We start from the raw sequence: 25675 nt of genomic DNA on the forward strand, positions 1-25675 counted from the left end.
ATAACCCTTTCATTTTACAGTCTATAGTGTAAAGAAGAACAGAGATTAGCAATGCTCTTTTCCAGAAAGAAATCTATTAACGCATTTGTACCCGATGTAAATGCGCAAAAATACCATCACGCTCCAACAATTGCTCATGACTCCCCTCTTCTTCTATCCCTTCCTTCGTAACAACCATAATTCGGTCTGCATTTTTTATCGTAGCTAATCGGTGCGCAATTACGAGTGTTGTACGATCTTTGGCCAGCTCTGTTAACGCCTTTTGAATAATCATCTCTGTTTCCGTGTCTAGTGCAGACGTAGCTTCATCTAAAATTAAAATAGGTGGGTTTTTTAAAAACATCCTTGCGATTGCAATGCGCTGTTTTTGCCCGCCTGATAGCTTCAATCCCCTTTCACCAACTTGCGTTTCAAACCCTTGTGGCAACTCTTGAATAAACTCTTCCATATGGGCACGACGTGCAGCTAATTCAATTTCCTCATTTGACGCATCAAGCTTTCCATAAGCAATATTTTCTCGTAGTGTCCCTGTGAATAAAAAGACGTCCTGCTGTACAATTCCAATCTGCTGACGCAAACTCTCCTTCGTCATATCACGTATATCCATACCGTCAATCATAATTTTTCCCGCATTCACATCATAAAACCTTGGAATTAAAGAACAGATCGTTGTTTTCCCTGCTCCAGACGGACCAACGAAAGCCACTGTCTCGCCTGCTTGAATGTGAAAACTCAAATCATTTAAAACCGGTTTTTGCGTTTTTTCATATGTAAAAGTAACATGATGAAAGGAAATATTCCCATGTAAATAAGCTACAGATTGTGCATCGTATTTATTTTGCACATCTGGATCCATATCCAACAGCTCTATAAAACGTTTAAAGCCTGCCATCCCTTTTGGATACAATTCCAATAATGCGGTAATTTTTTGAATAGGCGTAAAGAGTACATTGACGAATAAAACAAAGCTAACGAGTTCACCAATCAACAATTCATTCTGAAAGGTTAGCCAAGCGCCAACGACTAACACCAAAAGTGTAATGAGACGCATGAGCATGTATATATTAGAATGTACAATTGCCATAACTTGATATGCTTTTACCTTTGCTTTGCGGAAGCTATGATTATCTTTCGTAAATCGCTCCATTTCATGTGCTTCATTCGTAAATGATTGAACAACACGAGCACCTGAAACTGCGTCCTCTACGCGTGCGTTGACACCTGCAATATCTTCGTACATCTTTGTCCATGCTTTATTCATTTGGATATTGCTAAATGCAATGAGAAAAATCAATATTGGTACTGCAAATAAAATAATGAAAGCAAGTTTTACATTAATGGTAAACATGATGATAAACGCACCGATAAAGGTCATGAACGAAATAAAGAAATCTTCCGGACCGTGATGTGCCAGTTCTCCAATATCAAATAGATCGTTTGTGATGCGACTCATAATATGGCCGGTTTTCGTATTATCAAAAAAGCGAAATGATTGCCGTTGAACATGATGAAACAATTCCTGACGCATATCCGTTTCTATATTAATTCCTAGCTTATGCCCATAGTAAGTAACTACATATTGCAATACAGTACTCAGCAAGTAGACGAGTAGAAGTAGCACACTAACTACGATAATGACATCCCAATCATTACCTGGTAGTAAGTCATCAATGAAATACTGCACAGCAACAGGAAATGCTAACTCTAATAACGCTACAATAACTGCAGAGGTGAAATCTACTGCAAATAAACGTTTATGTGGCTTGTAATAGGAGAAAAATCGTCGTAACATATCCTTTTTGCCCATCCCTTTCTTTATATTAGAAAAACTGTGCTTATTGGTCTTTATGGCGTAAGCTATCGTTTTTCTTATACTATAATTTTGTGCTTTCCTAATAAGTATAAAGGAATTATACGTTGAAGCATAATGCTTGGCAAGTTTGTCCTTCTTCTTGCATATAATGAATTGATCTACATGTAAGCGTCTCTACCTTTAATAAGAAGGGGGGAATATCGATGGAAAAGCAGTTAAGCCAACCGCTATTTACGTGGATATGCTATTGCCTAGCGTTTGTTTTTTTAACATCGGGGATGATGAAACTCGTAGTTAGCGATTTTAAAGTACGTTTTGCCGAATTAGGGCTTCCTTTTCCGGAGTTAGCCTTGTTTATCGTTGCCATTGTAGAAGTTGCTTGCGGAATGTTGATCGCTAGAAGGTTCTATCTCCACTTAGCCGTACCACCACTAATTTTAATTATGCTTGTCGCTTTATATTTAACCAAACTACCAACTTTACTCCATCAAGGGGTACTCCCCTTTCTATTCGAAGCAAGATTAGATATTGTTATGTTCGTTTTATTACTGGTTATTTGGAATAAGAAAAAATTGTAATGCTATTTCTCCTCAACTGTTGATAACTAGTGTATAATTGGGGCATACGCTGTTGAAAAGCTGTGTTCATCCACAAAATTATCCACATATGCACAAATGTTCGCAGCTATTTTGTTTTGTTGTTTTTTTCACATACTATATATTGATTTTCTTCTTAAAAGTTATTCACAAATTGTGCATAATAACGACATGCCTGTGGATAAGTTTAACTATTCCTTGGTCTTGATCGTTGAATGATGAAGGAACTTAAAACTTCTCTGGACCTGAGAAGAAATAAAATCTAACTAGTAAAATTGCTATTATAACTATTTTTAAATAAGCTGCTGAACATCGTCATCCCTGTTCATCTGCCTTTTTACGGATAACTATATTAGAAAAGCTTAGTTATACGATATACCGTAAATTGTTCTTCGATATAAAAATGCTGTAAGACTCTCCCCTTTATACTTTCTTATCGTGTAAAAAAAGAGCATCTAATGCTAGGCGCTCTTTTTTCAATTATTCACCATGTGGATAATTGTTTTGCACTCATAAAACACCAAAAGCAAGGTTATCCACAATGTGGGCAAACCTTGCTTTTGGTTAATTTTGCTCTCCTAGTTGAATCGTTGTCTCGCGTTTTTTGCCATCACGATAATAAGTGACAGCTATTTCGTCTCCTACTTCTTTTTCTTGATAAAGAATCTTTCGAAGATCAATCATATTCATTACTTTCTTGCCATCTAGTTCTGTAATTACATCTAACCGTTTTAGCCCAGCTCGATCAGCAGGTGATAGCGGTTCTACACTCCATACATATACGCCGCCTTTAATATTATCTGGAAGACTTAAAGTACTATCCCATTCTGTTTGTGGTACTTCCTCTAAGGAGTAAATTTCTACGCCTAAATAAGGTCTTGTAACCTTTCCTTCTGTTTCCAGTTCTTCTATAATTGGCAGTGCAGAATCAATTGGTATGGCAAAGCCTAACCCTTCTACTGCTGTTTGGTTAATTTTCATCGAGTTTATTCCGATGAGTTGCCCACGAATATTAATAAGCGCACCACCACTATTACCTGGGTTAATGGCTGCATCGGTTTGAATTACTTCTGCTTGCCAGTCCGCTCGTCCATCCTGGTTAAAATCTTGTGGAATGGTTCTTTCGGTGCCACTAATGACTCCTTGGGTAACCGACCCTGAAAACATAAGCCCAAGTGGATTGCCAATTGCAATAGCAGGTTCACCCGTTTTCACATTTGCCGAAGAGCCAATTTCGATAACTTGTTCTACTTGGTCTCCATCCATTTTTAAAACGGCTAAATCAGAAAAGAGATCTGTTCCCACTAAATCTGCTTTTACATGTGTATCATCAGATAATACAACCTCAACTGTATCCGCACCTTCTACAACATGATGATTCGTGACTACAAATGCACTTCCATCTGTCTTTTTATAAATGACACCAGAACCTTCACCAGCTTGACTATTTTCCTCCTGTTGTTGCCAAAAATCCATTTGACTTTGAATATTAATCACCCCAACAACTGCTGGTGCTACCTGGTTGATGACTTCCGTAATTTGTGATGACACATCTACATTCACCATTTCTTTTGGACCGCTACTCTTATTCCTAGAATCATTTGCACTACTCTGCTCATTCTGTTGTTGCTCTACATTATTTAAAATACCTGTATCTACAAGTGCAGGAAGTGCGACTGTTACAAGCAAAACACCAAGGATTGCACCAAGCAGCAATGGCACAAGCCAGCCGCTCTTTTTCTTTCGTCGTTTCGGTGGATAGTGCTGATCATAATATCCCATATACCTACCCCTTTTTGGGAAAGAGGTTTACTCCTTCCTGAATGATAAATAATTGCTCTTATTATTCCCCGAAAAAGTATGAAAATAACCACATTTACTAGCTACCACTTAAAAATCTCCCTTATCATCAATTCTTTATCGCCATAGCTAGCCCGCCAAATTTATACTTCGTTATACTGCAAAAAGAGGTGTAGACTTATCATGGTACGTATCTAGCAAATCTATCGCTATCCCTCTCTCTTGTAGAACTTGATCTACAGACATTCTAGCTAAATCACGCATATTATTATCTAAACTTAGATGTGCTAAGTAAATGCGTTTCGTATTATTATCAATAATATCTGCTAGAGCCAGACCACAATCTTCATTGGAAATATGGCCAGAATCGCCCAGTATTCTCCGTTTAACATTCCAAGGATACTTCCCCATCCGAAGCATGCCTACATCATGGTTTGCTTCAAATATATACGCATCTGCACCCTCCACTGTTTTCTTAATGCGGTCGGAAACATACCCTAAATCCGTTACTAATGCTACCTTCTTATCTTCATGATGAAATGTATAAAACATAGGTTCTGCTGCATCATGGGATACACCAAAAGAAGCAACATCCATATCACCAAACGTTTTTACTTCATCCTGATGAAAATAAAATTTTTGATCCACCGATATGTTACCAATCGATTTTTCCATCGCTTTCCAAGTCTTTTCATTCGCATAGATAGGTAACTGGTACTTACGAGCAATAATGCCTAATCCTTTTATATGATCGCTATGCTCATGCGTTACTAATATTCCCGATAGCTTTCGGGGATCCGCATCTATTTCTGCAAATAAACGATCCATCTGCTTTCCACTTAACCCAGCATCAACGAGTAATTTCTCTTGTTCCGTTTCAATGTAAAAAGCATTTCCAGTACTGCCTGAAGCTAGTACGCTAAAACGTAAAGTCATTCAAAGTCACTCCGATTATTCTCTATACTATCTTCCGCAATAATTTGATTTACCATAATTAAAAATTCCTTCTTCCACTCTATTTCATTACTCATTTGTTGCATTACACTTTCATAATTCTGCAACGTATCCGAAAGGAACTTTGTATTATCGCCCATGCTTACATACGGTTCTACCGCACCTACAAAGTAATTCCGTTCTTCATTTACCGTTATTTTATATGTTGGTGCAAAAACCTGTGACGCTCCTGTCTCAGAAGCAATTCGAGTATAATACCCATACTCTACGTCTGTAATAGTGTCTTTCGAATATAATTCATTTTGGTCAAATAAAGTACCGATCGCACTCATTGGCTCATACAGCGTACTTGGCTCTCCTTGCTCTTGCGCATCTCCTAACATCGTTTGCGTATAATAAATCATTTCATTATCTTCATTTAGAAAAACAAGTATCAAACCGTAGCGATTATAATAAATGGTTCGATCCTTATTTTTCTGAAATAATAACAATACATTAGCATCTTTATCCCAACCATAATACTTGTACCCATCTGAAGAAGCAATATACTTCTTTAGCAATTGACTAACACTGGCATTATTTGGTTGCTTTGGCATTGGGATCGGCTCATCAAATCTAGAGACAAGTAAAGACCCATTAATCAATTCCGTTTCTTGATTTTTCAATGCTTTTATTTTGTTGTAATCTGTTTCTGTATATTTTTTTGGTGCAATATTCATATACGTATCTTTCTTCACATCTATATGATAATCACGAATCTTAATATTTTCTTGCTTCAACTCTTCTTCCAAGGTTGGTTCATTTGGATTTGTGCGATCATAAGAATCGATGCTACTTTGTTTATCCATAAACTCTACAAACAAATAAATATTAAGAATTAAAAAGCATAATATAAATAAGGTTTTAATTTGACTCCACTGCATATCTTAAACCCCTCCCTGTTGTGAAGCAGGAGTTTCTAAGTCTGGAAACAGTTTTTTCCATATTCCATTTATTTGCATAAACCAAACTGGATTTAAAATAACCGAGTTATCCGTTTGGTATTGGAAATCATACATTAATTGAATATCTTCTATTTGATCAACCTCGTCGGTTAATTCATTGTTTACATAACGGATTACATCTGCTCCAGAAGGGACATCGATATCTTCTGTCCGCACTTCATTGCTAAGCTTTAATAACGAACGGTTATAACGATAAATATCAAGCCCTTGGTACTGAATTTCCATTAAGGACAAGCCGTATTCGTTATAAACTGGATAACCATTGTAACTCATTCTGTAAATTACTTGATTTGATGAGGTATCTAAATTATATAATTGATAATTCCCAAACCAACCGTCGTGTGAATCTATCGTTGAAATACTCCGATCGATTAATTCTACTGGATCATTTGGACCTGAATCATTATCCGTAGCATAAGGATAATAGTACTCTAATTTTGTCTCATGATGCTGTATTCGCATCTCACGCTCACTATCAGCAAAAAAGAACTCTCCAATGCCTCTTTCCCCTTCATCAGATCGATTTACTCTAGTCGTGTTCGGAAATAAAGCTCTCACAAATCGGTCTGACGGTATCTTATTTACAATAAGCGAACGCTTTTTAAAATCTTTTGTTTTACTAGGGATGAAAATGTCTCTTTCCCCTTCGTTAAATAATAAAAACTCGGTTAAGTCTTCTCGAGAAGCAAATAATTTCTTAAACTGATTATAATTGGTGGAATTATTTACCGAAGCAGTCGCTTGTCTTCTACCATCAACGGAAGGAAACAGCACGGTAATCGTTGATGTATCTTCTTTCAGGCGTAAATACATATGATCAAAGGACCAATCTGCGTCCACTTTATCCGTATTTGTAAACTGAAATAGACTCGTAACAATCTGAATTGGCAACGCATCTGGGAATCTGATTTCTATATCAAAGTCATCTGCGTCCCAATTCGCATCTTTAATACTAAAGTTTGTATACACCCATGTTTGCATGTCTTCAAATAACTGTTGCTGCTTTTGTGGATCTTTATATCCTAAATGCTGCTGCCCTGCATGAAAAATAATGGAACTAGGTAGAATGACATTACTCTCGGCTTCCATTTTGGTTCCACCAACACTGGTGTCACTTACATTTTCCTTATCATCGAGTTCTTCAAATTCAGATTGATAATTCCATAATCCAAACGTTAATAATAAACTAAGTCCAATTAACAATACTAATAAAATAGATTTAAACGTCTCTAGTTTCATTATGCACCTCTCCGCTTCTGATTCATAAGCGGAAGCGTAAAGTAAACGGTTGTTCCTTTACCTTCTTTGCTTGTCGCCCAAATTTGACCATGATGAGCCTCTACAAGTTCCTTAGCAATGGCTAAGCCAAGCCCTGTACCACCAAGCTTTCTTGTTCTTGCTTTATCTGCACGATAAAAGCGTTCAAAGATTTTTTCTAATTTATCATATGCAATACCCATACCTTCATCTTGGATACTGATTAACAATTGATGACGTTTATACTCCGTTTTTAACTTAATCGTGCCACCTTCAGGGGAGTATTTAATAGCATTTGTAATAATGTTATCAAGCACCTGTGTCATCTTATCCTTATCCATCCAAACATAATAGCTACCGTTAGGTAACTCCCGCTGCAAATGAATGCCCTTTGGTGTTTGCATCTCAAAACGATCAATAATTTGATGATAATAACTTACAAATTCAACACGTTCTTTATGAAGAGGATATTCTTTTGCATCCATTTTCGATAGTTGCAGTAAATCATTGACCATACGAATCATCCGCTCCGTCTCATTATGCACGACACCAAGAAACTTAGGGGCAATTTCTTTATCTTCCCATGCGCCATCATTTAAAGCTTCTACATAGCTTCTCATCGTAGTAAGCGGTGTTCTAAGTTCATGCGAAACGTTGGATACAAACTCTCGTCGTTCTGCTTCTACTTTTTCCTGCTCTGTTACATCGCTAATCACCGTAATAAACCCAGTAATTTCTCCTTCTTCATCAAGAACCGTAGAAAAATTAGACCGAATAATAAAATCCTCTTCATTTTCCCCAAAGTCAATAATCATCGAGCCACTATTATGCAATTCGGTAATATCCACCATTTTATCTTCCAGATGTAATATATCGAGTAAAAATGACCCCATCACATCATCTGGATTATGGCCGATTAATCTTCCAGCAGGCTCATTCATTAAAGTTATTGCTCCCGAACTATCTGTAGCGATAACACCATCCGACATATTTGATAAAACAGAGCTTAGCTTTCTTCGTTCTTCTTCAATCGTTGCATAGGAATGTTTTAGCTGATTATTTAAATCGTTAAATGTTTCAGCCAAATGACCAATTTCATCCCAACCGTATACATTTACTTTTTGGGTGAAATCACCCCTGGCCATTTTTTGAGCTTGGCGACGCATTTCAATAATCGGTTTCGTAATCGTTCGTGCAACTAAAATACCGATAAAAGCAGATACAGTAATAGCTAAGATAGACCCTTGAAAGAATATTTCATTAATACTCATTAATTGATCGTAAACGGGTTCTAAAGACGCTTCTAAATAAATAACACCTAAGACAATATCTCTATTTTTTTCATCTACAATTGGATGAGCTAGTACATAAAAACGGTCATTATCTCTTACATTATTACTATGTTCAGTTGAATTCGTCGTTAGTGTACGCTGAATGATCCCTCTCGTCGTTTTTTTATTAATTTCATCACGCGAATTGTAATCATTTGTTGCCATTACTCGGCTTTGATTATCAACAACTTGTAGACTTGAAATATCTTGCGTATCCACTTCGGAAACAATACTTTGAACTTCTTCTTTTAATGAGGGTTGATCTGGGTTTTCCTCATCGCGTTCGCGGTTAAATGCCTGCTCCAAGTTGTAACTTAACAGCTCTACTCTTGAAGCAATGGAATCTTCAAAGGTAGTTACTAAATTATTTTCTAATTCGGTAGTAAAAAAGGAGCCGATAACTTGAATAGCTACCAGCAATAAAAGAATATATATAATGATAAACTTTAATTGAATAGAACGAAAAAAACCCACTTTTTTCATGTAATAAACCTACTCCTGATCAGGATTTCGTAAATAATAGCCTACTCCTCTACGTGTCACGATCCACATAGGGTTACTAGGAGTCTCTTCAATTTTTTCTCGCAACCTACGCACTGTCACATCTACCGTACGAACATCACCAAAATAGTCATAACCCCATACGGTTTCTAATAAATGTTCTCGTGTCATTACTTGTCCCATGTGTCGAGCGAGGTAGTGCAATAATTCAAATTCACGATGTGTTAATTCAATTTGCTCGCCATCCCGTGAGACAACATAAGCATCAGGGTGAATGACGAGCGAACCAATTTGAATGTCTTTAGAGGCTTTTGTTGTATCCTCAGGTACAACTTGTTGCCTACGTAAGTTTGCCTTTACACGAGCAATTAATTCCCGATTGCTGAACGGCTTCGTCACGTAATCATCTGCTCCCAATTCCAATCCGAGTACTTTGTCAATTTCCGAATCTTTTGCCGTCAACATAATAATTGGCATTGTTTGTGTTTTTCGTATTTCCCGACAGACTTCATTCCCATCTTTATTCGGTAACATAATATCCAATAGAACTAAATCCGGGGTTTCTTCTGTTGCTAACTTAATCGCTTCGTCGCCATCATACGCTACAACGACTTCATAGCCTTCTTTTTCTAAATTAAATTTCAATATATCTGCAATTGGCTGTTCATCATCGACAACTAATATTTTTTGACTCATTTTCGCCACATCCTTCTACTCTAATATTTATTTTATCGTACTTTTGTGTGCAGTGAAACTTTCAAACTTCATTGGCTATTTATCAACAGCTTGTGTTTTTTTATTCGAAGTGATAAACGTTTAAATAATCTATACTTTACTATAGTTAAAACTATATTTTTGGTCTTGTTTCCTAAGAAAATCAGATAAAAACCGGTTAGTAAAAATAACAATCCTATTACTACATCAAGTCCCGTCAAGTCGATTTATATATGTGTAAAATCATGTCTTCCACCATGCTTACAGTGGAAGGCATTATCTTATCTGTGGATCAAATGCCTTTTCTATAACTAAATGAAATGGAACTATTCGTATTTCGTGGAGAATCATTGCTGCAGTGATAGGAGGTATGATTGATTCGTATTTTAATGTGATGTGCTGTCTAACACTTCAATTCTATACTAGAAAAAGGACTGATTCAAGAGACTTCCTCTTTTATCAGTCCTTTTTCTTCTTTACCATGTATTGTGACATGGGACGATTAAATCTTAAACCGCACAGTTTCTATGAAAAAGTTTAGCCGCTGTAGTAACGAGATATCAGATCCTCTAAAAGCAATTCTACATGTTGCTTAGCTGTAAACACTTCGAACTACATTTGTTTGCGAGCGATCTGGTCCTACAGAGAATATAGAAAGTGGAATACCTGTTAGTTGAGACACACGCTCTAAGTAGTGCCTTGCATTTGTAGGCAAATCGCCCAAACTTGTTACCCCTGTAATATCTTCCGTCCATCCAGGCATTTCCTCATATACGGGTTCACACGCAGCAAGTTCTGCCAGTGTTGCAGGGAACTCATGTATGATTTCCCCTTGGTATCGATATGCCACACAAATTTTCAACGTTTCGATGCCTGTTAATACGTCAATCGAATTCAAAGATAAATCGGTAATCCCACTCACTCGACGAGCATGACGAACAACAACACTATCAAACCAGCCGACACGGCGAGGACGACCTGTTGTGGTGCCATATTCCCAACCTACTTCTCGAATTTGCTCACCTATCTCACCATGTAATTCTGTAGGAAAAGGTCCATCACCAACACGAGTTGTATATGCTTTAGAAACACCGACGACATGGTCAATTTTGGTTGGTCCAACTCCTGATCCAATAGTTACACCGCCAGCAGTCGGATTGGAAGAGGTCACAAATGGATAGGTACCTTGGTCGATATCGAGCATAACGCCTTGCGCCCCTTCAAATAACACACGACGACCTTGATCCAATGCATCATTCAATACGACAGAAGTATCGCACACATATGGAGCCAATTGCTGACCATAATCATAATAGACATCAACAATGTCTTCCAGGTTCATCGGCTCTACTCCATAAAGTTTTTCAAACAAACGATTTTTTTCTAGTAAATTTTGTTCTAGCTTTTTACGAAATATATCTTTATTCATCAAATCGGCAATACGAATACCGCAACGGGCAGCTTTGTCCATATAAGCTGGCCCAATTCCCTTTTTGGTTGTGCCAATCTTGTTATCGCCTTTTTCTTCTTCTTGTAAAATATCCAGCTTTAAATGATAGGGAAGAATGACATGTGCACGATTGCTAATACGCAGATTATCAGTCGAAACATGACGCTCATGTAAATAAGCTATTTCCTCCACGAAAGCTTTTGGATCAATTACCATTCCGTTTCCTAATACACACGTTTTCTCATTGAAAAATATGCCTGATGGAATTAAATGTAATTTATACGTAACGTTGTCAAATTTTATTGTGTGTCCCGCATTGTTACCACCTTGATAACGTGCAACAACTTCAGCATTTTGCGATAAGAAATCGGTAATTTTTCCTTTTCCTTCATCGCCCCACTGCGTTCCAACTACGACTACTGAGGACATAATGCACCTCCACTTGAGTTATAAGCTCTATTCATTTGCTTTTTCATAATTACTTGCTTATTTTATCAATTATTTTTTACTTAGTCAACGCTAAATACGAACGTTAATTTTGTTTTTTTGTTATTTGTTCGCTTAAACTACGATGTTACTATTACATATGGCTATTTAAAAATTGCTCCGTAAGGTAACATTTTATACCTTGTTCGTTGCAGAAATACTTTCCTATAGTAGAACAAAAGCTCGGGGTACCCGTTTAGCAACGTAGCGAGTGGAACAAATCAACGAAAGCTTTAGGAATTATGCCACTAAAACAGGAGGTATGCCGACGTCGGGTGGCAAGCCCGTTTTTAGTCGACCTTCCTCTTGGCTATGAATCGATGATGACTTAGCTTAGGGCAATTCGTAAAGTCGCCTAGTTGCAGGACGATGAAGTCAGATGTGGCTAAATAACTTAGTAAGTTTATCCACAGCTGAAAAATTTTTTAATTTCCTAGACCACAAAAAAACAGCCTTCATACGCTAAAGGCTGCTCGCATTATGCTGGAGGAATATCGCTATCGGAATAACGATGATCCAAGTCAACGAATTTATTATATTCTTTTACAAACGCTAAATCGACCGTCCCTACAGGACCATTACGTTGCTTCGAAATGATAATTTCAATAATGTTTTGTTTTTCCGATTCCGAATCATAATAATCATCTCGATATAAAAACCCTACAATATCCGCATCTTGTTCAATACTCCCCGATTCTCGCAAATCAGACATCATAGGGCGTTTGTCCTGTCTCGACTCTACGCCACGAGATAGCTGAGAAAGGGAAATTAATGGTACATTCAATTCTCTTGCTAATCCTTTTAAAGAACGGGATATTTCCGATACCTCTTGTTGCCTATTCTCTTTGGAATTGGCACTTCCTTGGATAAGTTGCAAATAATCGATTAGAATCATTCCTAAACCATGTTCTTGCTTTAATCTTCGACATTTGGATCTTATGTCTGCAACCCGTATGCCTGGCGTATCATCAATATAAATGCCTGCATTGGATAAACTACCCATTGCCATCGTTAATTTACTCCAGTCCTCAGCTTGTAATTGTCCATTACGTAAACGCTGAGCATCTATATTTCCTTCTGCACAGAGCATACGCTGTACTAACTGGTCTGCTCCCATTTCTAAACTAAAAATAGCTACATTCTCATCCGTATTTACAGCCACATTTTGCGCTACGTTTAATGCAAAAGCTGTTTTACCTACGGAAGGTCGTGCCGCAATAATAATTAAATCATTCCGTTGAAAGCCAGAAGTGATTCGATCTAAATCACGGAAACCAGTAGGAATTCCTGTTACATCTCCATTTTGATGATGCAGTTGCTCAATATTATCGTAGACGTCGATTAACACATCTTTAATATTTTTAAACGCTCCAGAGTTCTTTTTCCCAGATACATCAAGAATGGTTTTCTCAGCTTCGTTTAAAACATCCTCTACTTCATCTTGCCTCTCAAAACTTGATGTTACTATATCTGTGGCTGATCGAATTAATCTTCGTAATAACGCTTTTTCTTCAACAATCCGACAATAATATCCTATATTGGCAGATGTAGGTACACTATCTGCTACTTGTGATAAATATTGCACGCCACCTACTTCATTTAACTGGTTCGCATTGTGTAAATAAGCAGTTACGGTTACGACATCAATTGGTTCCCCGCGATCGGATAAAGCCATCATACTGGAAAAAATACGTTGATGTGCTGCTTTATAAAAATCTTCTGGAACTAATATCTCAGAAGCCGTAATAAATGCTTCTGGATCGATAAATATTGCTCCAATAATCGACTGTTCAGCTTCCATATTATGCGGCGGGGTGCGATCTATTTGGGTATTCATGTGTAGTCCCCCTTTAAAACAGATACTATAGATGAAGAAATTGGAACTATGGGATGAAAAAAATTTATACTTTCCTATTGTGCAAGAAATATTGCTACTTCTAAGTCCCATAATTTGCTCCGGAAAAATACTTCACTTTTTCAGCAAACGACAACCCTCTTTTTTAGAAAAAATGGCGCCTTACAGACATGAAGGTAAGGCAAATTTTACTAACTGAACAGAGAAGTTGCAACATGCTTTCAAGCATGAAAGATTCTACGTATTTTCCGGAGCTCATTATAGCCGCTATTCACCTTTAAAGTTGCTACTAACTTATAAAAATATTGCTAAAACGCCTCATTTACTTTTCACTCACACGCACTTTAATGGAACCATCTACTTCAGGATGCAATTTTACTGGTACATTTGTATACCCTAAAGATCTAATCGGTGCATCTAACTCTATTTTTCGCTTATCAATTTTATAGCCATAATTCTTTTCTAACGCTTCAGAGATTTGTTTGCTCGTAATGGAGCCAAATAAACGTCCACTGTCCCCTGATTTAGCCGTTAATTCTACAGTTATGTCTGCAAGTTTATCTTTCAATTGAATAGCTTCTTCTTTTTCTTTTTGTTCTAATTGTTTTTGTTTTTTCTTCTTTGCTTCTAAAGCTTTTAAATTACCTGGTGTTGCTTCTTGAGCTAAGTTATTTTTTAATAGATAGTTACGTGCATAACCATCGGATACATTTTTTACTTCACCTTGTTTGCCTTTACCTTTTACGTCTTTAAGAAATATTACTTTCATTCTGATTCGCTCCCCTCATAGTATTCATCTAAAATATCTTTTAACAACTGTTCGACTTCATCAATTGTCGTATCTTCAATCTGTGTGGCGGCATTTGTTAAATGTCCACCACCATTCATTTTTTCCATAATCACTTGCACATTAATAGCCCCCAACGATCGAGCACTAATGCCAACCCTTCCGTCCTTGCGTTCCGAAATAACAAAAGAAGCAGCTATCCCACTCATCGTTAATAAAATATCGGCCGTTTGAGCAATTAATACAGGACCGTGAATTTGTCCTTCCTTCGCTTTTGCGATAGCAATTTGATTACGGTATATTTGCGCTCGTTCGATTAATTTACTTCGCTCCACATATACATCAATGTCCTCTTTTAACAGTTCCTGAACAAGTACTGTATCGGCACCTTTGGATCGTAAGTAAGAAGCAGCATCAAATGTTCTTGACCCTGTTCGTAACGTGAAACTTTTCGTATCGACAATAATCCCTGCTAATAACGCAGTTGCCTCCAACATACGTAATTTTAATTTTTTCGGTTGATACTCTAACAGTTCCGTTACCAATTCTGCCGTAGAAGATGCATATGGTTCCATGTATACTAAAGTTGGGTTGTCAATAAAATCTTCCCCACGACGATGATGATCAATGACTACTTTGTAATCGGACTTTTGTAAGAGTACTTCACTTGCAACCATTGCTGGTCGATGTGTATCTACGACGACGACTAGGCTACGGTTGTTGATAAGTGAATTTGCTTCATCAGGATCCACAAAGTATTGCCAAAGTACCTCATCTTCCTTAATTTTATCAACTAAACGATAAACACCTGTATCGATATCATTTGGGTCAAACACGATATATCCTTCTACGTCATTAGCAAGCGCAATATTTAAGATACCGATAGCAGCACCGATCGAATCCATGTCTGGTGATTTATGCCCCATAATGATCACATTATCACTAGCTCGAATTAACTCTTTTAACGCATGGGAGATTACCCTTGCTCTTACGCGCGTTCGCTTTTCCATTGGGTTTGTTTTCCCACCGTAAAAGCGAACTTTTCCCGTCTCGTCCTTAATCGCTACTTGATCGCCACCTCGACCTAATGCAAGGTCTAGGCTCGATTGGGCTAATTCCCCAAGTGTAGGCAAGTCAACATTCCCCATGCCGATACCAATACTTAATGTAACCGGGGTATTGCGCTCTCCGCTTAATGCACGTACTTCATCTAAGATTTCAAATTTCGATTTTTCTAGATTTGTTAGGATTTCTTTTGTTCCAACGGCTAAAAAACGTTCCTGAGAAGTTCGTTTTAAATACAGACCGTGATGTTTGGACCATTTATTTAATACCGATGTCACTTGTGAATTTAATCGACTTTTATTTGTATCGTCCATGTTCTGCGTAATTTCTTCATAGTTGTCTAGAAAAATAAAACCAAGGACCGTCTGCTCATTTCGATACTGTATTTGTAATTCCGATTGTTCTGTACGATCAAATAAATAAAGGAGTCGTTCTTCTTTCTTTACAACCGTTTCGAACACATAATCTTGCAACTCAAACCAGATCTTCTCTTTATTTTCTTTAATCATCGGAATTAAATCCTCTGATAATTTATGAAGCGAATCGCCAACCAAACTTCCATCATCAAAACGATTCATATATGGATTTGCCCATTCTATTTTAAAATCATCATTATATAAGATAATTCCAAACGGCATTTCTAATAACGCTTCTTCCCCGACCTTTTTTACACGGTACGACAATGTCGTTATATATTTTTCAGCTTCATCTTGCAGAGCTTGCTCCGAACGCATACTGTAATAGAATGAAACGACTAACAATACTGTCATAATCATTCCCAGCACCCATTGAAAATACCAAATAAATCCTAATAAAATGATGGAAATTGTGTAAATAAACCATACATGGTTTCTCAGTGTCGGCTTTTTTTGCTTATCGGGCATCACATTCAGCTCCTACTATGCAACACTTATTTTATTCCTTTATCGGTAACCTTCTCTGTCACCAATGGATGAACAAAGACTCGGGCCCCTTTTAGCAACGTAGCGAATGGAACGAATCAACAAAAGATTTAGGAATCATGCCACTAAAACAGGGTATGCCGACATCGGGCGGGCAAGCCCGTTTTTAGTCGCCCTTCCTCCTAATGATGATGAACCGATGATGACTTAGCTTAGGACAATTCGTGAAGTAAGTCGCCTAGTTGCTTGGCGCTAGAGCCGGACGTGGCTTATTTGGTTATGTTGTTATACACAAGCCACGAATTTAATACTTTCTTAATTTTTAAAACAGGATAATATCCATTCTTCTAACGTCTTATTTCTTACCCATTCGCTCTCTTAAGTTCATTCCGATATCGAGGATTCCTAAAAATCGAATAATAAACATAAACACCGGCATGAGCAGTACTAAAATGATACTAATAATCGGAAATGCCTTAGACATTTTTTTTTCATGTGCAAAGAAAAATAAAAAGGAAAATCCTTGAATCATTAAAATAAGTTGTGCAATTATTAATAAATTTTGTATAGCCATTGACACTGTTCCACTACCAGCGTCCGCTACCATAAAAGCTGCGAGCAGAACAAAAAGATAAATAAACAGGACACTTGAAGGAAAACGTAATGAACGGAATGGCGGAAAACGTAATTGACGTTTTTCAATCCGATTCATCAGCTTATAAGCGAGCCATTGACTAATCAGCGCTTGAATAACTGCTATGAATAGAAAATAGAATGGAAGTAGGTTCATTAACCCTTCCGTTACTTGCTCCATTGTTTCCTTAACGACGCCAGCTTGCTCTTGGCTACCAAACTGTTCCATAATACTTGTTGATTTTGCTAACGATTCGTCCATTAGGGATTGGAACTCTGCAACCATATTCACTTGCAAAACAAGCTGTACAAACAAAAATATAAGTAACATTCCAACGATATATCCAAATGTTCCCCTTGCTAACGTTTCATATGCAGTTATTTTTTTATAAATTGCTTCACCAATCATTATACCACCAATAATTGTAGGTACAGCAAGCGGTAATGCAAGAACTGTTCCTAGCAGTATAGATAAAATAATTGCTGCAACAGCCATTACTAAAGCCGGTTTCCAGCTATGTCTTGCTGTATACATTACAAAAGGAATTGGCAATACAAAGATAGCAATTGGTGTTATTACTGGAATAAATAAACCAGCTAACAATATGATAATGAATAGACCGGTAAACAATGCACCGTCTACTTGTTTTTTAGATTGATTCATTTTGCACCTCATCTACCTTAAGTTGTTACTATTCCATTCTAATATGATAACATGTTTTTCACTCCAATAGTTGTCGAAAAGCATAGAAATATTATTTCCCGGGTAATATTATTTAGAAAGACCTTTTGAGATTATAATAATTTCAGTAAAAACGCAATCCGATTAGAAAAATTTGGCTTGTCGCCAAGTCTTATGGTGATTGGCATAGTTTTTCTTATACTATAAACCTTTAAACTTTTATACTTTCCTATAGTGGAACAAAGGCTTAGGGCGCCCGTTTAGCAATGTAGCGAGTGGAACGAATCAACGAAAGTTTTAGGAAGCCTGCCACTAAAACAGGGAAATGCCGACGCACTAAGGCAAGCCCGTTTTTAGTCGGCATGCCTATTTAGCACGAAACGATGGTGACTTAGCTTAGGGCAATGGAGTGAAGTCGCCTAGTTGCTAAAGCAACAAATTTTATACTTTCTTATCTTATTAGAAAAACTTGACTTATCGCCAAATCTTGATAGCAGAAACTGTCGTTTTCTTTTTGTCGAAGAAGTGGTATCGATATTTGCCAATCATCCATTAAATTCGGTTCAATAATTGTTTTCAATTCGTTTACAAGGAATTTATTCTTTATTTCTACTATAATAGAAGTAATTAGAAAACTGAACTTCATACTAAGTTTTAAGGAAATAATGCAGTTTTCTTATACTATTACTTTCTTAGAGTGAAATAAAGACAAGGGTGACAATAATGATATTCTTCCATGCGTTTATACATAGTATCAAACTCCCCAAAAAGAACGCAATATTCCAGCTTAATCGTATTGGGATGGATATTGCAGTTATTTATATGTTAATTCTTATCTTACTTGTATCTATTCCTTCATTTCTGCAATATACATTATCAACAGGGGATGGGGTAGCGGCACAGCTAAATGCTTTCTTCAAAATCATTTACTTTTTTATTTTTCATTATTTACCTTTATCTATCATAATATTTATTCTTTTATCTATTATAGCGGGTATTGGAACACTTATAGCAAAATTTATGGATCGAAAATTAAAGTTTTCTATACTATGGAAAATGACTGTTTTTACCACAAGCGTCCCTTTTTTGTTATACACAATTGTAGGAATCTTTTTTCCTCTGCAAGATAATTTCTTATTCCTATTTTGTGCTTATTCATTACTATTTCTCGTTTTGATTATTTCCGTATATCCAAAACGGAGGAAAAAATAGAAAAACCTATTTAAAGCTTCATTCATTTGAATATTAGAACAGTGATAGAATATTATGAGCACTAGGAGGACTTACATGAAGCATATTTTTATCCTTTGCATCAGCATCGTTTTTCTAACAGGGTGCGCTCTGTTTGAGGAAGAACAACTTTTCGAGCAACCTGCTGAACAAAATAAAATACTTGTAGCTGCAGATTCCAGTTTGAAAGATGTACTTCCTAAACTAATTACGCAATTTGAAAAAGAACATCCGACGATAGCAGTAGAAGTAAATTTTGCAAGTTCTGGCCAATTAGCTGGTAATATTCAACAAGGTGCTCCCATTGACCTACTCTTATCTGCAAATAAAGAGTGGACGGATACGTTAAAAAAAGAAGGATTAATTCTAAATGGTTCGCAAAAAAAGTTTGCTCACAATCAACTCGTATTAATATCACATACGGATAAAGAGTTATCAATAGAAGATTTAGGTGATGTAAAACAGGCTCCTTTTAAAGAACTCGTTCTAGGTGATCCCGTGAATGTAACAGCTGGTGAATATGCACAAAAAGCTTTTCAATCAAATGAAGTAAATATATGGGACACCATTAAAAATAAAACTGTCTATGTTAAAGATATAGCAGATATTATGGAAAAGGTGAGAGAGAATACGCAAACACTTGGCGTTGTATATGCTTCCAACACGGTTCAAAACGAGGACGTAAACGTGATCTATGAAATTGACGAGCACCTCCATCCATCCATCGTTTATGAAACGGGAATTACTTCCTATAGTACAAATCATCATGATGCGAAGGTGTTAACCGATTTTATAAATTCTAAAAAGGCAACAGAAACTTTTGCAGCATATGGGTTTGGAGAATAGTTCAAACTCCTACGCGAACTTTACTACCATTTTTTTATGAAGGTTTAAAAACATTCCTATAATGCAAAAAAACCATCTTCTGCAAGGTAGCAAAAGATGGCTTCTATATGATTACTCAGCAACATATGGCAATAAAGCCATTGTACGAGCACGTTTGATTGCTTTCGTTAGTTTACGTTGATATTTTGCAGAAGTTCCAGTTACACGACGAGGAAGAATTTTTCCACGTTCAGAAATAAAACGTCTTAGCAAGTCAACATCTTTATAGTCAATGTGTGTAATTCCGTTCGCTGTAAAATAACACACTTTACGACGTTTTGCACGACCGCGACGAGCTGCCATCAATATGACCTCCTTTTAATTAAAATGGTAAATCATCATCTGATATTTCAATAGGTTCTCCATTATTTTGAAATGGATTTTCCTTGTTATTTTGATTTTGACTTTGACTTTGACTTTGTTCATATGGGTTGGATTGCGGTTCGAATTGACCTTGGTTTCTGTTTGGTTGAAATCCTGATGCACCTTGTCCCCCGCCCTGAGAAGAACCTTTTGTTTCCAAAAATTGAACACTTTCTGCCACTATTTCAGTAACAAATACTGTTTTTCCATCTTGGCCTTCAAATCGACGTGTTTGCACTCGTCCATCCACACCAACCATGCTACCTTTATTCATATAATTCGCCAGGTTTTCCGCTGCTCTACGCCAAACGACACAGTTAATAAAATCTGCTTCACGGTTCCCCTGTTGATTGGAAAATGGACGGTTTACCGCAAGTGTGAAATTGGCAACTGCTACGCCACTTGGGGTGTAACGTAAATCAGGATCCTTCGTTAACCTGCCGACAAGTACGACACGATTTAACATCCGAACCACTCCTTATTATTGATCATCTTCTCGAACGACAATATGACGAATAATATCATCAGAAAACTTTGCTAGACGGTCAAACTCATTAATAGCTTGATCATCACTGCTGAAGTTAATGATTACATAATACCCATCACGATAGTCATTGATTTCATAAGCAAGGCGTTTTTTGCCTTTTTCATCAACTTTTTCAATCTCCGCACCATTATCAGTAAGAATACCATTGAAACGCTCTATTAAAGCTGTCTGCGCTTCTTCTTCCATGTCTGGGCGGATGATGTACATGATTTCGTATTTTCTCATCCGTAGCACCTCCTTTTGGACTTAGCGGCTCCCAATATTCGACGGTATATAATGTCGTCATGAGAGCAAGGAGTAATTCATAAAATTTAATTACTCACGATAGTGTATTATACCAAATCATCTTACAAATGACAAGTTTTTCGAGAGACCCTGTTTTACGTTTACACATTAAATCGGAAGTGGATAACATCGCCATCTTGAACGATGTAATCTTTCCCTTCTAACCGCACCTTTCCATTTTCCCGCGCTTTTGTCATAGATCCAGCTGCTACTAAATCATCGTAGGACACCGTTTCAGCACGGATAAAACCACGTTCAAAATCAGTATGAATGATTCCAGCAGCTTGCGGTGCTTTCATCCCTTTACGGAACGTCCAAGCACGAACTTCTTGTTCTCCCGCTGTAAAATATGTCGCCAATCCTAATAAATGATAAGAGGCTTTAATCAGCTTGTCCAGACCCGATTCTGTAATACCTAAATCGTCCAAGAACATGGCTTTTTCTTCTTCATCTAATTCGGAAATCTCTTCTTCTATTTTTGCACAAACGACAATCACTTCTGCATTTTCTTTTTCTGCATATGCTTTTACTTTTTGAACATGCTCATTGGCATCTGTATCTGCTACTTCTTCTTCACTTACATTAGCTACATAAAGCGTTGGCTTACTTGTAAGCAAATGTAGCCCTTTAACAATTTTCCATTGTTCTTCATTAAACTCCATTGCTCTAACTGGTTGTTCTTCTTCTAATCCTGTCTTCAATTTACTTAATACTTCAAATTCTGCAACAGCAGATTTTTCCTTTTGCCTAGCTAATTTCTCCACACGTTGGAATCGTTTGTTCACCGTTTCCAAATCTGCAAGAATTAATTCCAAATTAATAATATCCATATCTTCAACTGGATCGACTTTTCCAGATACATGCGTAATATTCTCATCATCAAAGCAACGGACGACTTGGCAAATAGCATCTACTTGACGAATATGAGATAAAAACTGGTTACCTAATCCCTCCCCTTTACTTGCGCCTTTTACAATACCTGCAATATCTGTAAACTCAAATGTTGTCGGTACTGTCTTTTTTGGTTTTACTAATTCAGTTAATTTATTTAAGCGTTTGTCTGGTACTTCTACAATTCCTACGTTTGGATCTATAGTCGCAAACGGATAGTTTGCTGCTTCTGCTCCAGCTTGGGTAATTGCATTAAATAACGTCGACTTACCGACGTTTGGAAGACCGACAATTCCTGCTGTTAAAGACATGCCTATTTCACTCCTTAAGGATTCCATTCATATGAACACGTTTGTCCTTTTCATTATAGATACAAGCCAATCAAATGACAAGCTAACAAAAAGTAAAAGTAGACAGAAATAGCTGCCTACTTTTACACTTTACCCTATTAATTTTCATTTTCTCTTTATCTTTAATCATAATTATACCATTTTAATACGATCATCGCTATTTCTTTACACATGAAAAAATTTCTTTTTCCCTTTATGTTCGTACTTATTCTTCTGCTTTTTCCAGTATTTTTTTCATTTTTTTCTCAAATTGTTTACGTGGGATCATGACACTATGATCACAGCCCAAACATTTAATACGGATATCCATTCCCATCCGTATAATTCGCCAACGGTTTTCGCCGCACGGATGTGGCTTTTTCATTTGTACGACATCATGTAGTGCAAATTGTTTTCCTTCCATAGCCATGTTCTCCTTCATTATTTATCATTGTAAAATGAACTATCTCAACCTTAACATGTTAGAAAGACTTGGCTTGTCCCAAGTCTTATGGCAAAAGCCTTTTTTTCTTAGAGTTTAAATTAAAAAATTACATACTTGCCTATAGTGTAAAAATAAGTTAAATTCTACTTCTTTATAACGATAAGCAGATGATATTCTGCATTGGCTTCACGATATTCCGTATAGACATTGAATAGTGTATTGCATTCATGTTGAGCCTCCGTAATTATTTTCTTTAGAATCTTTTCACGTGTAGCTCCTTTTAACATACAGTTCACAAACACTTCGCCTTTTTAAGTTCAAATAGTATTTTATTTACAAAAGCGGTCTCTTTTCTTATAACATTTTTATAAAAGTGTAGCATGGAATCTAACAATACAAAATCTGTATCCTCGGGAATCGGAAAGTCAAATACGTTATCGACTATTCCTTTAACGTCTATATTTCTTTTTTCAGCCTCTTTATTAACTTGGTTTATTCCAACTGTTGAATGATCCACTCCAACTACTTTATATCCTAGTTCTCCAAGCAGTAATGAATCTCTTCCTTGCCCACAACCTAAATCAAGTACAGTTCCTTTCGATTGATAATTTGTGAAAAAACAAACGAGAGCTGGATATGGATTTCCAAAATAATATTTTCCTTGTAATAATCATCGTATACTACTTTTTTCATTGCATCATCCCCAACATTAGAAAATCTGTGCCTCCCCATAGTTTTTTCTATTAATGATTATTCTGCTTATTCATCGCCTTCTCTTTGTGGGGACTGTTCACCATGCGATTCAAGATCCGGATATCCTGTTCGATTATTCGAGCTATCATGAAACTGTTTCCTTTGGCTATAATCCAATAATTCTTGCTTCTGATCACGAGAATACATCACGATTCTTGGAGAAGGTATTTCAATTCCTGAGCGATAAAGGTAATGTTGCATATCACGGCGAATATTTCTTTCTGCTGCCCATTGAAAACCAGGTAATGTTTCTGCAATGACACGAATTACAAAATGGGATGCTTCTAAATTTTGTACACCAATAATATCTAGGGTACCTACAACAAAATCATATTTATCTGGTAGTGTAACGGCAACTTCATTTATTAAGCGCTCTGCGTCGTCGACACTACTTTCATAAGGTACATTAATATCCACGATTGCCAACCCATTATGAACGGAATAATTGATGACTTGGGTGACATTACCATTTGGTAAAATATGCATTTCACCTGTCCAGCTTAATACTTTCGTTGTTCTTAAACCGATTTCTTCCACCGTTCCTTCAATACCTGCGACACCAACATAATCGCCTACGGAAAATTGGTCTTCAAAAATAATGAAAAATCCTGAGATAATGTCTCTGACTAAATTTTGCGCACCAAAACCAATTGCTAAACCAGCGACACCTGCACCAGCGATTAATGCTCCTATTTCCAGACCAAACACACCATCTAAAATCATAAGGAGTGCGATAAAATAAACGACATATGCAATCACATTTTTAATTAATTTTTTTAACGTGTTTTCCCGACGCTCTGTAATTCGAAGGGGGCCTTTATCCCGCTTCTTAAATAACCGGTCCACTACTTTCCGAGAAATACGAATGACCATCAGAGATAATACGAGAATAAGTATAATTTGCAACATACCTTTTCCAACTGAAAACCATAAATCGGCACCTGTTAAATAATCCCATGCATCATTCATCAGTTTATGAAAATTATCTACTTCTTTCTCTACATTTTCTTCTACTGTGCTTTGTGCTAAATTCATCCTAAGCCTCCCTTGCCTTCTCAAAATCTATATTTTTGTTTTTTCCAGTTTATCCCAAAAAGGAAGAAATAATAATCGCGTTAATACGTATAAATTTAATATACCGTAAATGGGGTATAAGTATTGAATTAAGGTTGAAAAACCGAGAGCTGTTAATGGAATCATTGTAACCAAGGTCAAGCAAACAATCAACCATAATGGTTGCTTGACATAGTCTTGTATACGGCTCACAATGCCAAGTATTCCTGAAGCAGCTGTGGTAAAAATAGCAAACCATAATAATATACTCATAAAAACGAGCATTTGTAATGGATAGTTCTTCATAATAGCAAATAATGGAATCTCATATACTAGTACTTCATCAGCAATTTGAATTAAACTATTATTGTAAATAAACGAAATAACTCCAAGTGTAAGCCCACTGCCAATAGAAGCAATCCATATTTCTTGTTTTGATTGTACTTTATGTCCGATTGCTCCCAAGACAGCAATTAGCGGAAGAATATTTAATGCCGTAAAAGGAAATGCGGCCATCCAATTTCGTTGTTCATGCCAATGTGAAAAAAGATCCAATTTTTGATCAATCGTAAACCATAATAGTACAAACACAAGCCCTGTTAATAATATTGGTAGTATAAATTGGTTGATAGATAGGAGGCCATTCACTCCTTTTAAAAATAGTAGTATAAGCGCAACAATTATTATACTTATTCCCCACCAGTAAGGGTAATTAAACGCTTGCGATGTTGCACCACTACCAGCAATCATAATAACAGTAGTTGTAAACAAATAAATAAAAATCATCACGTCATACACTTTTGTTAATTTCACACCTACAATGTCTCGTAAAACTGGTAAGTAGTGGGTAGACTTTCGTGTGTAGCTCACATTCATAATGCCTATACAACAAATAGTAAAAAAACAGGCAAATAAAATAATAGCTAGTCCACTTTCATGACCAAAAAATTGCCATAATTCTCTTCCTGAAGCATACCCTGCCCCAATCGTTGTACCAATAATTAAAAACATCCATTGCATCCCTGCTCGTATCATCTCATTTCCTCCATTTATTTTAATCATCT

General features: G+C 36.7%; 24 protein-coding genes. 3 read left to right on the plus strand and 21 right to left on the minus strand.

Features of this window, described 5'->3' with window-relative positions; translation table 11 throughout:
- Positions 1-76 precede the first annotated feature (76 nt).
- A complete protein-coding gene (locus HLX49_RS05550) occupies positions 77-1792 on the minus strand; it encodes an ABC transporter ATP-binding protein (RefSeq protein WP_077702041.1) in 1716 nt (571 codons plus the stop codon).
- 224 nt (positions 1793-2016) lie between these two features.
- On the opposite strand from HLX49_RS05550, the gene HLX49_RS05555 reads away from it, so the two are divergent.
- Positions 2017-2391: a DoxX family protein gene (locus HLX49_RS05555; protein ID WP_077702042.1), complete on the plus strand. Its 375-nt coding sequence runs from the start codon at positions 2017-2019 to the stop codon at positions 2389-2391.
- A gap of 582 nt (positions 2392-2973) precedes the next feature.
- Here the strand turns inward: HLX49_RS05555 and HLX49_RS05560 are convergent.
- The 12 genes from HLX49_RS05560 to HLX49_RS05615 form a co-directional block, all read right to left on the minus strand.
- The gene (locus tag HLX49_RS05560; protein ID WP_077702043.1) at positions 2974-4191 is read right to left on the minus strand and encodes a S1C family serine protease; all 1218 of its coding nucleotides are present in this window, start codon (positions 4189-4191) and stop codon (positions 2974-2976) included.
- Between the two features lie 171 nt (positions 4192-4362).
- Complete coding sequence (locus HLX49_RS05565) at positions 4363-5145, minus strand: MBL fold metallo-hydrolase (RefSeq protein ID WP_077702045.1); 783 nt, start codon at positions 5143-5145, stop codon at positions 4363-4365.
- Positions 5142-6086: a two-component system regulatory protein YycI gene (locus HLX49_RS05570; protein WP_077702046.1), complete on the minus strand. Its 945-nt coding sequence runs from the start codon at positions 6084-6086 to the stop codon at positions 5142-5144. The genes HLX49_RS05565 and HLX49_RS05570 overlap by 4 nt, the downstream gene beginning before the upstream one ends.
- 3 nt (positions 6087-6089) lie before the next feature.
- The gene (locus HLX49_RS05575) at positions 6090-7406 is read right to left on the minus strand and encodes a YycH family regulatory protein (RefSeq protein WP_101933117.1); all 1317 of its coding nucleotides are present in this window, start codon (positions 7404-7406) and stop codon (positions 6090-6092) included.
- Positions 7406-9238 (minus strand): cell wall metabolism sensor histidine kinase WalK, encoded by a 1833-nt coding sequence (gene walK, locus HLX49_RS05580; RefSeq protein ID WP_077702051.1) that lies wholly within the window; start codon positions 9236-9238, stop codon positions 7406-7408. Before walK ends, HLX49_RS05575 begins: the two co-directional genes overlap by 1 nt.
- A gap of 9 nt (positions 9239-9247) precedes the next feature.
- Complete coding sequence (yycF, locus tag HLX49_RS05585; protein WP_073010498.1) at positions 9248-9952, minus strand: response regulator YycF; 705 nt, start codon at positions 9950-9952, stop codon at positions 9248-9250.
- Between the two features lie 610 nt (positions 9953-10562).
- A complete protein-coding gene (locus HLX49_RS05590; protein ID WP_296360971.1) occupies positions 10563-11849 on the minus strand; it encodes an adenylosuccinate synthase in 1287 nt (428 codons plus the stop codon).
- A 535-nt stretch (positions 11850-12384) separates the two neighbouring features.
- Complete coding sequence (dnaB, locus tag HLX49_RS05595) at positions 12385-13743, minus strand: replicative DNA helicase (protein ID WP_077702058.1); 1359 nt, start codon at positions 13741-13743, stop codon at positions 12385-12387.
- 340 nt (positions 13744-14083) lie between these two features.
- Complete coding sequence (gene rplI, locus HLX49_RS05600) at positions 14084-14530, minus strand: 50S ribosomal protein L9 (protein ID WP_296360972.1); 447 nt, start codon at positions 14528-14530, stop codon at positions 14084-14086.
- Positions 14527-16497: a DHH family phosphoesterase gene (locus tag HLX49_RS05605; protein ID WP_101933115.1), complete on the minus strand. Its 1971-nt coding sequence runs from the start codon at positions 16495-16497 to the stop codon at positions 14527-14529. Before HLX49_RS05605 ends, rplI begins: the two co-directional genes overlap by 4 nt.
- Positions 16498-16870: 373 nt before the next feature.
- Positions 16871-17812 carry a YybS family protein gene (locus HLX49_RS05610; RefSeq protein ID WP_176087255.1) on the minus strand — a complete coding sequence of 314 codons (942 nt, stop codon included), beginning with the start codon at positions 17810-17812 and terminating at the stop codon, positions 16871-16873.
- A 469-nt stretch (positions 17813-18281) separates the two neighbouring features.
- Positions 18282-18410 carry a hypothetical protein gene (locus HLX49_RS05615; RefSeq protein ID WP_296360973.1) on the minus strand — a complete coding sequence of 43 codons (129 nt, stop codon included), beginning with the start codon at positions 18408-18410 and terminating at the stop codon, positions 18282-18284.
- Between the two features lie 242 nt (positions 18411-18652).
- On the opposite strand from HLX49_RS05615, the gene HLX49_RS05620 reads away from it, so the two are divergent.
- Both HLX49_RS05620 and modA read left to right on the plus strand, forming a co-directional pair.
- Positions 18653-19042: a DUF1189 family protein gene (locus tag HLX49_RS05620; RefSeq protein ID WP_254843917.1), complete on the plus strand. Its 390-nt coding sequence runs from the start codon at positions 18653-18655 to the stop codon at positions 19040-19042.
- A gap of 75 nt (positions 19043-19117) precedes the next feature.
- The gene (gene modA, locus HLX49_RS05625) at positions 19118-19906 is read left to right on the plus strand and encodes a molybdate ABC transporter substrate-binding protein (RefSeq protein ID WP_164085389.1); all 789 of its coding nucleotides are present in this window, start codon (positions 19118-19120) and stop codon (positions 19904-19906) included.
- 111 nt (positions 19907-20017) lie between these two features.
- Here modA and rpsR read toward each other — a convergent pair whose 3' ends face one another.
- The 8 genes from rpsR to HLX49_RS05665 form a co-directional block, all read right to left on the minus strand.
- Positions 20018-20248, minus strand: coding sequence for a 30S ribosomal protein S18 (gene rpsR, locus HLX49_RS05630; protein WP_050350602.1), 231 nt, complete (start codon positions 20246-20248; stop codon positions 20018-20020).
- Between the two features lie 19 nt (positions 20249-20267).
- Positions 20268-20774, minus strand: a complete 507-nt coding sequence (gene ssb, locus HLX49_RS05635; RefSeq protein WP_296360974.1) for a single-stranded DNA-binding protein — start codon at positions 20772-20774, stop codon at positions 20268-20270.
- Between the two features lie 15 nt (positions 20775-20789).
- Positions 20790-21080 (minus strand): 30S ribosomal protein S6, encoded by a 291-nt coding sequence (gene rpsF, locus HLX49_RS05640; RefSeq protein WP_073010523.1) that lies wholly within the window; start codon positions 21078-21080, stop codon positions 20790-20792.
- Between the two features lie 161 nt (positions 21081-21241).
- Positions 21242-22342 (minus strand): redox-regulated ATPase YchF, encoded by a 1101-nt coding sequence (gene ychF / locus HLX49_RS05645; protein ID WP_101933110.1) that lies wholly within the window; start codon positions 22340-22342, stop codon positions 21242-21244.
- A 244-nt stretch (positions 22343-22586) separates the two neighbouring features.
- Entirely contained in the window at positions 22587-22784 is a 198-nt protein-coding gene (locus HLX49_RS05650) for a DUF951 domain-containing protein (RefSeq protein WP_077702071.1), read from the minus strand.
- 313 nt (positions 22785-23097) lie between these two features.
- Positions 23098-23355: a class I SAM-dependent methyltransferase gene (locus HLX49_RS05655; RefSeq protein WP_331805083.1), complete on the minus strand. Its 258-nt coding sequence runs from the start codon at positions 23353-23355 to the stop codon at positions 23098-23100.
- 209 nt (positions 23356-23564) lie between these two features.
- Positions 23565-24593: a mechanosensitive ion channel family protein gene (locus HLX49_RS05660; RefSeq protein ID WP_296360975.1), complete on the minus strand. Its 1029-nt coding sequence runs from the start codon at positions 24591-24593 to the stop codon at positions 23565-23567.
- 27 nt (positions 24594-24620) lie between these two features.
- Positions 24621-25646: a YkvI family membrane protein gene (locus tag HLX49_RS05665; RefSeq protein ID WP_101933108.1), complete on the minus strand. Its 1026-nt coding sequence runs from the start codon at positions 25644-25646 to the stop codon at positions 24621-24623.
- Between the last annotated feature and the right edge of the window lie 29 nt (positions 25647-25675).

It is taken from the genome of Virgibacillus sp. (assembly GCF_013393565.1).
Lineage (GTDB): Bacteria > Bacillota > Bacilli > Bacillales > Amphibacillaceae > Virgibacillus > Virgibacillus dokdonensis.